Genomic DNA, 12,275 nt, shown 5'->3' with positions numbered 1-12,275 from the left:
CCTATGCTTGGTCGCGGGCACATCACAAGGGCTCCGAATTTGGGGCGCGTCAGTGGGATAGGGCGAGGTATTGGTGGGTGAAGGCGATGGACATGCCCCCTTCGCCGACCCCCGCGGCCACTCGCTTGACCGACCCGGAGCGCACATCTCCGATCGCGAAGATCCCCGGCACACTGCTTTCCAGGGCGAACGGGCGCCGCGGCTGCTCCCACGCGGGGGTCTCGGCCGCGTCGGGCCCGGTGAGGATGAATCCGTGGCCATCGCGCGCAATGTGCCCCGGCAGCCACCCGGTGACGGCATCGGCGCCGATCATCACGAATACCGCCGGGCACGGGCGCAACTGACTGGTGCCGCTGGAGGAGTCCAGGATCTCGAGGGAATGCGAGGAGGTGTCGCCGGCCAACGCGGTGATCTGGGAATTGGGCTGCACCTCGATGGCGGCGGTGGCCTCGATTTGCTCGATCAGGTAGCTGGACATCCGGGCTGCCAACGAGGGCCCGCGCAGCAGCATGGTCACGGTGCGGGCGTGTCGGGAGAAGAAGAGCGCCGCTTGCCCGGCAGAGTTCCCCGCCCCGACCGATGACAATGTCTTGGCTCTGGGCCAGTGGTGCGTCGCTGTGCGCGGCGCCGTAGTACAGGCCGTTGCCCAGGAAACGCTCTGCCCCTTCGAGGGTGAGTTTGCGCCAGGCCACTCCGGTGGCCACGATCAGCGAACGCGCCCGCAGCGTATCTCCCCCGTCGAGCTCGACCCTCAGGGTGCCGGGGTCGATTCCGCAGGCGGTGCGGGTGACCACGATTTCGGCGCCCAGCCGGGTGGCCTGGGTCAGTGCCCGGGAGGCCAGGTCGTCTCCGGAGATCCCGTAGGGGAAGCCGGTGTAGTTCTCGATGCGGGTGGAGGTGCCGGCCTGCCCGCCGGGGGCCAGCTGTTCAATCACCACGGTGCGCAGGCCCTCGGCCGCGGCGTTGACTGCGGCGGTTAGCCCCGCCGGTCCCCCTCCGAGGATCACCACGTCGTAGTCCACCGCCGCCGGAACCACCTCGAGCCCCACCGCCTGGGCCGCCAGGCGCATGACCGGGTCGGCGTAGCGGGTGCCGTCGCGCAGCTCGAGCACCGGGTATGCCTGCCCGTCCGCGGGAGTCTCAAGGGTGGTGTTTTCGAAGGCGACGTGGTTGCGGGTCAGGAAGGTGGAGAGTTCACGGACCTTGGCATGGCGTCGCGGACCGATCACGCGGGCCACGGCATCGGGCTTTTCGGCAGCGAGCTCCTGCAGCGAGTCCAGGTAGCGCCGGGCCAGCGAGCCGAACTTCTCCGGCACCGAGGGTGCCATGGCGGCCAGTGTGTAGTAGCCGGCCACCTCAAGTTTGATGATTCGTGCCGCGCCGGCTGCCCGCCCGCTGGCCGGGAAGTTGGTGCTCAACGTCAGCGGGACTTCGCCGAAGAATCGGCCGGGTGTGCGGGTGCCGATGACTCGTTCGATGCAGGCGACGACCTTGGTGATTTCCACCAGGCCCTCGATGACCACGATCAGTGCGCGTTCGTCGCCTTCGTGCAGGAAGTATTCCCCGTCCAGCAGGTGGATGTCTTCCACGGCCCCGGCCAGGTACACCAGCACCTCCGCCGGGAGCGGGGCGAAGGTTTTGACCGTGCGCAGCTCATCGATGCCGATCATCGGGAACCTGCCGCGGGATTGTTTCCGGACACAGTCGTCGCGGGTGTTGCGTGCTGCCGGCACCGGTTCATGCCCCGAATCTATGCCCGACGAGGGGCGGGGTCAATGGCTCGGGCCCACGGGGGTTGGCGGGGCAATGCTCGTCACCGGACCGTGAAAGCACCAAACCGTGAAAGCACCAAGGGGCGGCGCTTGCCGGAAAACCGGAAGCGCCGCCCCTTGGAGGGACGAATCAGCGTAAAGACTAGTGCGTGTCTTCGGCTTCGATCTCGGTCTTGTCGCCGCTCCACTGGGTGTGGAACGAACCCTCGGCGTCGACGCGGTTGTAGGTGTGCGCACCAAAGAGGTCGCGCAGGCCTTGAGTTAGCGCGGCTGGCAGGCGCTTGCGGCGCAGGCCGTCGTAGTAGGCCAGCGAGGAGGAGAACACCGGAACCGGAACGCCCAGCTGGACGGCGGTGGACACCACGCGGCGCCAGGCCGGAACGGCTGCGGCGATGGCCTCGGAGAAGGCCGGGGCGAAGAGCAGGTTCGCCGGCTTCTCTTCGGCCGCGTAGGCCTTGGTGATGTCGGCCAGCAGTGCGGCGCGGATGATACAGCCCTCGCGCCACAGCGAGGCGATCTCGTCGAGCTTCAAATCCCAGTTGTATTCCTCGCCGGCGCTGGTGAGCATGTCCAGGCCCTGGGCGTAGGAAACCAGCTTGGAGGCGAAGAGTGCCTGGCGGACATCCTCGACGAAGTTCTCGCCCAGTTCCACGGCGATCTCGTTGCCGGTGAGTACTTCCTGGCCAATGGCGCGCATCTCGCGCTGTGAGGACAGGCCGCGGGCGAAGACCGATTCGGCGATGGCCGAGGTCGGGGAGCCCAGATCCAGTGCTGACTGCACGGTCCAGCGACCGGTGCCCTTCTGTCCTGCGGAGTCCACGATGACATCGACCAGCGGCTTACCGGTCTTAGCGTCGGTGTGGGCCAGTACCTCGGCGGTGATTTCGATCAGGAAGGAGGCGAGTTCGCCCTTGTTCCATTCGTTGAAGATCTCGGCCTGGGCCGCAGGCTCGATGCCAGCGCCGCTGCGCAGCAGGTCGTAGGCCTCGCCGATGACCTGCATGTCCGCGTATTCGATACCGTTGTGGACCATCTTCACGAAGTGGCCGGCACCGTCGGTGGAGATCCAGGCACAGCATGGGGCGCCGTCGATGGCCTTGGCGGAAATCTTTTCGAGCATCGGGCCCAGCGCGTCGTAGGACTGCTTCGAACCGCCGGGCATGATCGAGGGGCCCAATAGGGCGCCCTCTTCGCCGCCGGAGACGCCGATACCCACAAAGTGCAGGCCCTTTTCGGCCAGCGCGGCCTCGCGTCGGCGGGTGTCGACGAAGTTGGAGTTACCGCCATCGATGATGATGTCGCCCTCTTCGAGCAGCGGGACCAGAGAGTCGATGACCGAGTCAACGGGGCCGCCGGCCTTGACCATGATCAGCACGCGGCGGGGAGTCTCGAGGCTTGCGACCAGCTCTTCCACGGTCTCGGTGCGGATGAATTCGCCCTCGTCGCCGTGGGCCTCCAGCAATGCGTCGGTCTTGGCGATCGAGCGGTTGTGCAGGGCGACGGTGTATCCGTTGCGGGCGAAGTTCCGGGCGAGGTTTGCGCCCATGACGGCTAGGCCGGTGACGCCGATCTGTGCAGGCATGTAGTCTCCATCGTTGCGATTGTGCTGAGCCGGGCGAGTACCGGCACGAAAGAGGGCCGGGCACGGCTCCGTGTCTTGTACCTACTTTAGTTTGTCCGGTGCGCCCATGGCCAGACAAACACGCACCGTTGCCATAAGTTGCCCCGCAAATGCGCGCTTTTGTCCTTAGTCACGCGGGATTTTGCGCCTCGGAATACCGATAAGGTTGGATCATGCCCAAGTCATTGCATCAACGCGCGGTTGAACACCTCGGAAGCCGGATCGTTGACGGTTCTATTCCTGCCGGCGAGGTGATCGTGGCCGCGGAGCTGGAAAGCGAATTGAGTGTCTCGCGCTCGGTGATCCGCGAGGCCGTGCGCGTACTGGCCTCGGCCGGGCTGGTGGTCTCCACCAAGCGCGTCGGGATCCGGGTGCTGCCGCCCGCGGACTGGAACCCCTTTGACCCGTTGGTGATCCGTTGGCGGCTGGCCGGGGATGGCCAGGGCGCGCAATTGCGTTCGCTGACCGAACTGCGAGTTGCCGTCGAGCCCATGGCCGCGGAACTTGCCGCGGAGCATGCACCGGCGGAATTTTGCGGCGAACTGCTGAACCTAGCCGCGCAGATGCGCCATGCCGGACGCTCCGGGGATCTGGCGTCCTTCCTGGAACTTGATATCCGCTTCCACGCGATGGTGCTGGCGGCATCGGGCAATGAGATGTTCGCGAACCTCGCCAACCCGATCGCCGAGACGCTGCGTGGACGCACCGAACTGGGCCTGATGCCCGAGCACCCGCACGAGGAGGCCCTGGCCTGGCACCAGGGTGTGGCCGATGCGATCTCGGCGCACGAACCGCATCGGGCACGCGAGTCCATGGAATTGATCATGCGCCGCACCAATGAGGAGATCTGCGGGGTGTGGGCGCACAAGCCGCGCCTTTTCCCGCAGCCGCGCGCCTAATCCCCCAAACACCGTCAACCGCGGATCACGCAACCTATTGACAATCGATAGATGCCTATCGATACTCGATATATGAAACAATCCGTAATCCTCGCACTGCGCGTATTGCTCGTCCTAGTCTTCTTGGTTCTGCTTGGTGGCCAACTTTACGTGATTCCCGCATTCGCCAGCGTGTCAGCCAACGACTTCCCCGAGATCGCCTTCCTCGCCGGCCCGTACACAGTGATCGCCATTGTGGGGATCGCCTGCGTCCAAATCGGCCTGTTTGCCACCTGGGTGCTGCTCTCCATGGTCGAACGCGGCGCGATCTTCTCTGAACACGCCTTCCGCTGGGTCAACGTCATCATCGGCGCTGCCATCGCTCTGACGATCCTGACTCTTTTCACGGGTGTTCACCTCTTATTTGTGGTCCAGGTCGGTGGGCCCGGGGTGTTGCTCGCCGTGGCCGCCGCGGGCTTTGCCGGGGCCTCGATCATCCTGCTCATGGTCGTCATGCGAGGGCTGCTCCGCAGCGCGACGATGCTTGAAAATGAATTGGCCGAGGTTGTCTAGTGGCAATCATCGTGGATATCGACGTTGAACTCGCACGCCGAAAGATGACGGTGGGAGAGTTTGCCGAAGCCGTCGGAATCTCCCCCGCCAACATCGCGGTGCTCAAGAACGGTCGGGCGAAAGCCATCCGTTTCAGCACCCTCGATGCCATCTGCAACGTCTTAGATTGCCAACCGGGCAACATCCTGCGTTGGGTCCCGGATGAAGCCGAAAACCCCGCCGACGGCTGAGGCCCGGGCATCTGAAGCAACCACCCGGATGACGGCAGGCTTGCCCGCACGGCACCTCAATCCATGCCTAGGGTTCGGTCAACGGGCACAGCACCAGGAGAACCACGGACAGGGCATGCCGGTTGGCGGCCCTCGGAATGGAGAAACAATGACGATGATCAAACCCACAGCCGGCACCATCGGTTCGACCTCGGTTCCGATGACCGGGGCATTCGAGCGGTGGCTCACGCACTTTCGAGAGAATCCTGCCCGGCAGCAGCGCTCCGAGTCGACAGTCTCTTGGGATGCACCGATGCTCTTGGACAGCGTCACCCGTCAGGCGTTCATTCGCTCGTTTCAACGATTTGAACTCGGTGAAAGTGGCGACGGGAGACATCTGCTGGCCAAGGCCGCGCTTGAGGGTGACCCGGTCTACCTCGCGGCGCTCGAAATGCTGGTGGCAGAGGAACAAAAGCATTCCGCACTTTTCCGCCGCGGATTGGACCACCTTGACGCGCTCAGCCTCAAGGCCCACTGGTCGGATTCGGTCTTCGTCCGACTGCGCCGGATGCTCGGGCTGCGCACCGAACTGGGGTTGTTCCTGATCGTCGAATCCGTGGCCATGGGATATTTCACTGCCCTTGCCGAGCGTGCGCCGGATCCGGTGCTTCGCGGCATCGGCTTGAGGATTGCCCTCGATGAGCGGGACCACATCCGCTTCCAGATCGATCGGCTTCGCCAAGGTTTCCTTCGGACCCCTCGTGTGGGGCGGCTGGCCGTGGGCTTGGTCTGGGGAGCCATCGCTGCGGGGGCATCGACGGTGTTGGCAATCGATCATGGTTCCGCCCTGCGGGCCTGCGGGTTTTCGAGAATCGAATATTGGCGTCATGGGATGGGCGAATTCAGTGAAGCTGCCATTTCGGTGCTCGCCGACCCCGGCACCGAGCCACTTGGTCCGCTGGAATAGCCCTCCCGGCTCTCGAAGTTACTTGCTAAGCACCGCGGCTGCCAGTGCTCCAGCGACGGGGGCATACCCACCGATTTGGTGCCGAAACGTGATTTGCCCTCCCGGACTCATCTTGAGTCAGGAAGGGCAAATCATGGTGTTGGGTGCTCGGCAAGTGGCCCGGCGCAGAGTAGCGCCTACCGCTGGAACCGCAGCAGCACCTTGCCGGATTCGGCGGAGTTCCTCGCGACGGAGAAGGCCTCCAGCGCGTCTGTGACGTCGAACTCGTGAGTGACGACGGAGGAGAGATCCAGTGACCCCTCGGCCAGCGCGGTAAGCACCTCATCGATCTCGTCGTTGAAGCGGAAGGATCCGAGAAGTTCGAGCTCACGGGTGATCGCCAGGGAGATCAGCGCGGGCTGCTCACCGGAGGGCAGCAGTCCGACCATCACGATCCGTCCCCCACGCACAGCACCGCGCACCGCCGAGGCCAGGCCATGGTGGTTGCCGCTGGCCTCGATGACCACGTCTGCCTCGATCGCGGAAATAGCCTCCACATCGTCGGCCTTCAGCGTGGCGGTGGCCCCGGCGGCCACCGCGATCTCCAACGGCCGATCGAACATGTCCACCGCGATGATTTCGCTTGCTCCGGCGCGCTTGAGCACCGCGACGGCCAGCGTCCCGATGGGCCCGGCGCCGATGACCATGACGCGCTTGCCTGCCACCTCTCCGGCGCGGGAGACCGCATGCCAGGCCACCGCCGCGGGTTCGGCCAGTGCCGCATCGCGCAGCGAGAGCCCGTCGGGCAGGGCCCGGAGCATCCGGGAGGGCAGGTTCACGCTCGTGGCAAACGCACCCTCGGTGTGCGGGTAGCGCGCTGCGGAGCCCAGGTAGGTGCAGCCCGGGGACAGGTTGGGTCGCTGCCGCGGGTAGCGCGCCCCGGTGTCACCGGGGGTGGCCGGGTGCACTGCCACCGCGGTGCCCACCGCTGGTCCGCTGCCATCGGCCGCGGCCACCGTGATGGTGCCGACGATCTCGTGGCCCAGGATCATGGGTGCCTTGAGGATGGATTCCCCCGCGGCGCCATGGCTCCAGTAATGAAGGTCCGATCCGCAGATCCCGCCGTAGGCGATGGCGATTTGTGCCTCATTCGCCTGCGGTGCCGGAACGTTGATCGTTTCCACGCGCAGGTCCCCGGCCGCGTGGGCGATGACCGCGGTGGCCGTGGTGGCGGCGTTGCTGGGGTTAGACGACAACGGTCATGCCTCCGTCGATGAAGATGGTCTGGCCGTTGACGTAGTTGGAGCCGTCGGAGGCCAGCCACACGGCCGGTCCGGCCAGATCGGCCACCGTGCCCCAGCGCCCGGCCGGGGTGCGGCCCAGGATCCAGGAGTTGAAGGTTTCATCGTCGACCAGGTTCTGCGTCATTTCGGTGTGGATGTAGCCCGGGGCGATGCCGTTGATCTGCAGGCCGGCGGACGCCCATTCGGCGGTCATGGCCCGGGTCAGGTTCCGTAGCCCGCCCTTGGCCGCGGTGTAGGCGGCGATGGTGGGGCGGGCCAGGTCGGTCTGCACCGAGCAGATGTTGATGATCTTTCCTTCCCCGCGCTCCAACATGCCCCGGGCGGCCTCGCGGCCGACCAGGAACGCGCTGGTCAGGTTGGTGTCCAGCACTCGCTGCCAGTCCGCAACCTCAAGCTCCAGCAGCGGGACTCGGTACTGGATGCCGGCATTGTTCACCAGGATGCGGATCGGGCCCACTTCGGCCTCGATGGCCGCGATGTTGCTGGCCACGGCCCGCGCGTCGGTGACGTCGAACGCGTAGGAAAAGATGCGTTCGGGCCCGAAGCGCTTGGCAAACTCGGCGGTGGTTGCCGCCAGGGTCTGCGTGTTGCGCCCGTGCAGGACGATGGTTGCGCCGGCGTCCGCCAGTCCGGCGGCGAGTTCCTTGCCGATGCCGCGCGAGGAACCGGTGACCAGCGCGATGCGGCCGGTGAGGTCAAAAAGGTTGCTGCCCATGAATCTTCCTTAACTAAAGGGGTGCCAAACGTGTCCGTGAGGGAAATGCGCCTAGAACGCTGTGGCGATGGCGTAGATCAGGTACGCGATGGCGAAGCCGATGACACCGACCAGCGCTTGACCCACGGTCCAGACCTTCAGCGTGGTTTTCACGTCCATCCCGAAGAAGCGCGAGACCAGCCAGAAGCCCGAGTCGTTGACGTGGCCGGCGAATACGGAGCCCGCGGCCAGGGCGAGCACGATGGCCACGACCTCGATCTGGTTGAAATCGGCGTTGCCCACCACCACGGGCTGGATGATGGCTGCGGCGGTGGTCAACGCGACCGTGGCCGAACCCTGGGCGACACGCACCACGGCGGCGATGATGAAGCCGGCAACAATGACCGGCAGGCCGAGGGCGTCAAGCGAGCCGGCCACGGCATCGCCGATGCCGCTGGCGCGCAGCACCGCACCGAACATGCCGCCGGCGCCGGTGATCAGGATGATCGAGCAGACCGGGCCGAGCGCGGAATCGACCACGGTCTCCACCAGGGTCTTGTCCTTGTTCTGCTTGTAACCCAGCAGGTACATGCCCAGCAACACGGTGATGAGCAGAGCGACGGGAGTTTCGCCGATCAGGCGCAGGATCTGGACCCACTGGGCGTCCTTGTCGACCGCACCGGCGGAAGCCAGGGTGTTCAGGCCGGTGTTCATGAAGATCAGGATCAGCGGCAGCAGCAGCAGGGTCACTACGGTGCCCAGCTTCGGCGTGGAGGCAAAGCCGTGCTTTTCGGACTCAGTGCCGGCCAGAATGTCGGGGATGGCGATGTTGAACTTGCGTCCCACGTACTTGCCGTAGAGGTGCCCGGCGAAGTACCAGGTCGGAAGCGCAACAACGAGGCCCAGCAGCAGCACCAGGCCGACGTTGGCTTCGAGCAGGCCGGAGGCGGCCACCGGGCCCGGGTGCGGCGGCACGAAGATGTGCATGACCGAGAAGGCGGTGGCTGCCGGGAAGGCGTAGCCCAGGAACGATCCGCCCAGGCGGCGTGCCACGGTGAAGATGATCGGCAGCATGACGACCAGGCCGGCGTCGAAGAAGATCGGGAAGCCGAAGAGCAGTGAGGCGATGGACAGCGCCAGCGGTGCGCGCTTTTCCCCGAATCTACTGATCAACGCATTGGTCAGCACCTCGGCGCCACCACTGGTCTCGAGCATCCGCCCGAGCATGGCACCCAAGCCCACCAGCAGGGCCACGGAGGCAAGCGTGCCGCCGAAGCCGCCGGTCAGGGTCGGTATCACCGCGCCCACGGGGATGCCCGTGGCAACGGCGGTCAGCAGCGAGATGACCACCAGCGCCACAAACGCATGGATGCGCCATTTGATAATGAACAGCAGTAGCAGCAGGATCGCGCCCACGGCAATGGAGAGGAGCGCTGGTGTACCCAGCGTCCAGTTCATAACTAACTCGTCGGTCATCATTGTCCTTCGGAGGTGGAGGTGTAGCGGGTGGTGGAATGGAACCGGTTGGTTACATGGTGGAGAGCTCGGTGGCCACCTGGGTCACGATGTCCTCGGGGCTGAGGCTGACATTGACTTCGATGGCGGCCTCGTCCGATCCGAGGGCTTCGAGGGTGGTCAACTGCGAGGTGAGCAACGTCGGGGGCATGTATTCATGGCTCCGCTCATCCAGGCGATGCTGGATCAGATCGGCTGTGCCGCGCAGATGGATGAAGATCGTGGAGGGCTCGTGGCCGCGCAAAAGGTCGCGGTAGCTGCGTTTGAGTGCCGAGCAGGCGATGATGGCTGGCGCTCCGGCCTGGGCGCTTCGGGAGAGTTCATCTCCGATGATTGCGAGCCAGGGCGTGCGATCAACATCATTGAGCGGGTGCCCCGCAGCCATTTTTTCCTTGTTCGATGTTGGGTGCAGGTCGTCGCCATCGATGAACACCGAACCGAGCTTTTCGGCCAGCAAACGCCCCACCGTTGATTTTCCGGAGCCGGAAACGCCCATAACGATCATGGGCGGGTAAGCAGGGCTGTTCATCGTCACTCCATCGTGGAACCAAAGCAAATAGCGGACATTACAACGTGACGTCCGACATAAATATGATTTAATCAGACTAGGGCTCCGAGGCATGGAGTGTCAACAGGGTGTATTCATAAAATCTTTTGATCAAGCGGGGGCCAACGATTCCCGCGTCACCGTGCCGGTGTAACGGCACCATTCCTTCGGGTGGGCATGGTTTTTCAGCAGATTTTTTCCCCGTTAACAGCAAACGCTAAGGTTAGGTTCCTAGCGTGGGGAGAGTTCAAGCAGGATCAAACGAAGGGAAAACCCATCATGGGACTCGGAGACAAGATCAGCAACAAGGCGCAGGAAGTCGCTGGCGAGGCCAAGGAAAAGTTTGGTGACGCCACGAACAACGAGAACCTTCAGGCCGAAGGACTCAAGGACCAGGCCGCGGCCAAGGCCAAGCAGGCCGGGGAGCACGTCAAGGACGCGACCAAGGACATCACTGGCGGCTAACACAGACTTTCAATATTAAGTAAGAGCCTCGCGGTCCCGGATACATCCGGGACCGCGAGGCTCTTTGCATGTGGCGGAAGCGGCACCGTCACAGCAACAAAAAATCCCTGGTGAAGTGGGACTTAAGCCGTACTTCACCAGGGATCTTGACTGTGGGCCCTACCGGGATCGAACCGATGACATTCACGGTGTAAACGTGACGCTCTACCAGCTGAGCTAAAGGCCCCGAAACAACTACCGACCGGATACCTTCGTTCCGAACAGGTGCGCTGCAACAAGAGAATAATCTAATACACACATGACTCACTTGGCAAATCGGCCGCCGCTCCGAACCGCTTTCTCAACAATGCATGCGCTTCGAAGACGGCGGCGCCGATTCCTCCCGCGAGCAAAGTTGCCGGAGAAACCGGGCTTGGTCCCGGTCCCTCCGACAACGCCCTGCTCAGCGCTGGTTGTAGCGGGTGCGCACGAAGTAGAGCCCCACCAACGAAATCACCGCGATGGCCATGTAGTACAAGCTGGGTGCATTCAACGAGCCAGTGACAGCCAACAGCCAGGTCAGCACGAGCGGAGCGATGCCGCCGAGCAACGTCACCCCCACGTTGTAAGTCACCGCCAAGCCCGTGCCACGGATGGCGGAGGGAAACATCGCGGACAGCAGCGCCGGCAGCGGCCCGAAGTAGAAGGCCATGAGCACGCCCAGCAGGGCGATGACCAGGACCATGACCGGCACCGTCGGGTTGGTGACCATCAGCTGGAACAGCGGCCAGGCCAGCAACAGAGCGGCAATTGCCGAGTACGTCATGACCTTCGCCGGGCCCACCCGGTCGGCCAGGTGCCCCACGAACGGGACGCCGACCAGCACCACGAGCCCGGCCACCACACCGCCCAGGAACGCGGCGGTGGCGGGGATGCCCAGGTTCTTCACGGCGAAGGTCGGCATGTACAGGATCATGTACACCGAGATGGTTGCCACCCCGATGACCGCCGAACCTGCCAGCAGGCGGCCGTAGTGGTGCACGAACAAGTCCTTGAGCGGGGTCTTGGTCTTCTCGCCCTTGGTGAATTCCTCGGTCTCATCGAGCCGGGCCCGGATGTACAGGCCCACCGGACCGATCAGCAGGCCCACGAAGAACGGTACCCGCCAGCCCCAGCTGTACAGCGCCTCCTCGGAGAGCCATTGGGTCAGTCCGTAGCCGAAGGCCGAGGCCAGCAGCATCGAGGCGCCCTGCGCGGCAACCTGCCACGAGGCGTAGAAGGCCTTCTTGTGCGGGGCGGTCTCGATCAGGAAGGCCGTAGCCGTACCGAACTCGCCACCGGCCGAGAACCCCTGGATCAGGCGTGAGAGAAGGATGATGACAGCTCCCCAGACGCCGACCATCGCATAGGTGGGGGCCACCGCCATGATCAGGGTGCCAACCATCATCAGCATCAGGGTCAGCGTCAGGGCGTTCTTCCGGCCCTTGCGGTCCGCATAGCTACCCAGGATCATGCCGCCCAGCGGACGGATGAGGTAGGAGATCGCGAAAGTGGCGAAAGTGAGCAGCAGCGCCACCGTGCCGTCGGATTCAGGGAAGAAGTTCTCGGCGATCACCACAGCAAACGTCGCGTAGACGATGATGTCAAACCATTCCAGTGCGGCACCGATCGAGCTGCTGATCACCGCCTTCTTTGCGGCGGCCAGCTGCTGCGGGGTGGCGGTTGTTGCCTCGGCCATGGGAGCTTCTCCTTGCGTTAGGTAGGTGGCAGGA

The 12,275-nt window shown here is 64.3% G+C and carries 12 protein-coding genes, 1 tRNA gene and 1 pseudogene; 5 read left to right on the top strand and 9 right to left on the bottom strand.

Annotated features, from left to right (window positions below; genetic code table 11):
* Positions 1–49: 49 nt before the first annotated feature.
* From ADIAG_RS22410 to gndA, 3 genes and pseudogenes are all read right to left on the bottom strand, one after another.
* Entirely contained in the window at positions 50–586 is a 537-nt protein-coding gene (locus tag ADIAG_RS22410; RefSeq protein ID WP_007271509.1) for an NAD(P)/FAD-dependent oxidoreductase, read from the bottom strand.
* Between the two features lie 118 nt (positions 587–704).
* Positions 705–1,670, bottom strand: a pseudogene (locus tag ADIAG_RS22405) (FAD-dependent oxidoreductase); the annotation flags it as partial.
* A 244-nt stretch (positions 1,671–1,914) separates the two neighbouring features.
* Entirely contained in the window at positions 1,915–3,354 is a 1,440-nt protein-coding gene (gndA, locus tag ADIAG_RS11350) for an NADP-dependent phosphogluconate dehydrogenase (RefSeq protein WP_007271508.1), read from the bottom strand.
* Between the two features lie 212 nt (positions 3,355–3,566).
* On the opposite strand from gndA, the gene ADIAG_RS11345 reads away from it, so the two are divergent.
* The 4 genes from ADIAG_RS11345 to ADIAG_RS11330 all read left to right on the top strand — a co-directional run bounded on the left by ADIAG_RS11345 (position 3,567) and on the right by ADIAG_RS11330 (position 6,020).
* Positions 3,567–4,292: a FadR/GntR family transcriptional regulator gene (locus tag ADIAG_RS11345; RefSeq protein WP_007271507.1), complete on the top strand. Its 726-nt coding sequence runs from the start codon at positions 3,567–3,569 to the stop codon at positions 4,290–4,292.
* Between the two features lie 72 nt (positions 4,293–4,364).
* Positions 4,365–4,844, top strand: a complete 480-nt coding sequence (locus ADIAG_RS11340) for a DUF2975 domain-containing protein (protein WP_007271506.1) — start codon at positions 4,365–4,367, stop codon at positions 4,842–4,844.
* Entirely contained in the window at positions 4,844–5,074 is a 231-nt protein-coding gene (locus tag ADIAG_RS11335) for a helix-turn-helix domain-containing protein (protein ID WP_007271505.1), read from the top strand. The genes ADIAG_RS11340 and ADIAG_RS11335 overlap by 1 nt, the downstream gene beginning before the upstream one ends.
* A gap of 154 nt (positions 5,075–5,228) precedes the next feature.
* A complete protein-coding gene (locus ADIAG_RS11330) occupies positions 5,229–6,020 on the top strand; it encodes a ferritin family protein (protein WP_235045895.1) in 792 nt (263 codons plus the stop codon).
* 176 nt (positions 6,021–6,196) lie between these two features.
* On the opposite strand, the gene ADIAG_RS11325 is transcribed toward ADIAG_RS11330, so the two are convergent.
* Genes ADIAG_RS11325 through ADIAG_RS11310 form a run of 4 tightly spaced genes read right to left on the bottom strand, consistent with a single transcriptional unit; the run spans position 6,197 to position 10,041 of the window.
* The gene (locus ADIAG_RS11325) at positions 6,197–7,255 is read right to left on the bottom strand and encodes an L-idonate 5-dehydrogenase (protein ID WP_007271503.1); all 1,059 of its coding nucleotides are present in this window, start codon (positions 7,253–7,255) and stop codon (positions 6,197–6,199) included.
* Positions 7,245–8,018, bottom strand: coding sequence for an SDR family oxidoreductase (locus tag ADIAG_RS11320; protein ID WP_007271502.1), 774 nt, complete (start codon positions 8,016–8,018; stop codon positions 7,245–7,247). The genes ADIAG_RS11325 and ADIAG_RS11320 overlap by 11 nt, the downstream gene beginning before the upstream one ends.
* 51 nt (positions 8,019–8,069) lie before the next feature.
* Entirely contained in the window at positions 8,070–9,473 is a 1,404-nt protein-coding gene (locus ADIAG_RS11315; protein WP_007271501.1) for a GntP family permease, read from the bottom strand.
* Positions 9,474–9,525: 52 nt separating this feature from the next.
* The gene (locus ADIAG_RS11310; protein ID WP_007271500.1) at positions 9,526–10,041 is read right to left on the bottom strand and encodes a gluconokinase; all 516 of its coding nucleotides are present in this window, start codon (positions 10,039–10,041) and stop codon (positions 9,526–9,528) included.
* Positions 10,042–10,338: 297 nt separating this feature from the next.
* Here ADIAG_RS11310 and ADIAG_RS11305 point away from each other — a divergent pair, with 297 nt between their 5' ends.
* Positions 10,339–10,524 carry a CsbD family protein gene (locus ADIAG_RS11305; protein WP_007271499.1) on the top strand — a complete coding sequence of 62 codons (186 nt, stop codon included), beginning with the start codon at positions 10,339–10,341 and terminating at the stop codon, positions 10,522–10,524.
* A gap of 153 nt (positions 10,525–10,677) precedes the next feature.
* Here the strand turns inward: ADIAG_RS11305 and ADIAG_RS11300 are convergent.
* Positions 10,678–10,750 (bottom strand) — tRNA-Val (locus ADIAG_RS11300).
* A 216-nt stretch (positions 10,751–10,966) separates the two neighbouring features.
* Positions 10,967–12,241, bottom strand: coding sequence for an MFS transporter (locus ADIAG_RS11295; protein ID WP_007271498.1), 1,275 nt, complete (start codon positions 12,239–12,241; stop codon positions 10,967–10,969).
* Between the last annotated feature and the right edge of the window lie 34 nt (positions 12,242–12,275).

The sequence above is a fragment of the Paeniglutamicibacter gangotriensis Lz1y genome, assembly GCF_000348945.1.
Classification (GTDB): Bacteria; Actinomycetota; Actinomycetes; order Actinomycetales; family Micrococcaceae; genus Paeniglutamicibacter; species Paeniglutamicibacter gangotriensis.
Note: the sequence above shows the minus strand (reverse complement) of the source record. Positions and strands in the feature narration are given on the sequence as shown.

What these genes read in the sequence shown, in the direction of transcription:
- ADIAG_RS11295 (WP_007271498.1), bottom strand. Translation starts at nt 12,241, where the DNA reads ATGGCCGAGGCAACAACCGCCACCCCGCAGCAGCTGGCCGCCGCAAAG.
- ADIAG_RS11315 (WP_007271501.1), bottom strand. Translation starts at nt 9,473, where the DNA reads ATGACCGACGAGTTAGTTATGAACTGGACGCTGGGTACACCAGCGCTC.
- ADIAG_RS11330 (WP_235045895.1), top strand. Translation starts at nt 5,229, where the DNA reads ATGATCAAACCCACAGCCGGCACCATCGGTTCGACCTCGGTTCCGATG.
- ADIAG_RS11345 (WP_007271507.1), top strand. Translation starts at nt 3,567, where the DNA reads ATGCCCAAGTCATTGCATCAACGCGCGGTTGAACACCTCGGAAGCCGG.
- ADIAG_RS11305 (WP_007271499.1), top strand. Translation starts at nt 10,339, where the DNA reads ATGGGACTCGGAGACAAGATCAGCAACAAGGCGCAGGAAGTCGCTGGC.
- ADIAG_RS11340 (WP_007271506.1), top strand. Translation starts at nt 4,365, where the DNA reads ATGAAACAATCCGTAATCCTCGCACTGCGCGTATTGCTCGTCCTAGTC.
- gndA (WP_007271508.1), bottom strand. Translation starts at nt 3,354, where the DNA reads ATGCCTGCACAGATCGGCGTCACCGGCCTAGCCGTCATGGGCGCAAAC.
- ADIAG_RS11310 (WP_007271500.1), bottom strand. Translation starts at nt 10,041, where the DNA reads ATGAACAGCCCTGCTTACCCGCCCATGATCGTTATGGGCGTTTCCGGC.
- ADIAG_RS11320 (WP_007271502.1), bottom strand. Translation starts at nt 8,018, where the DNA reads ATGGGCAGCAACCTTTTTGACCTCACCGGCCGCATCGCGCTGGTCACC.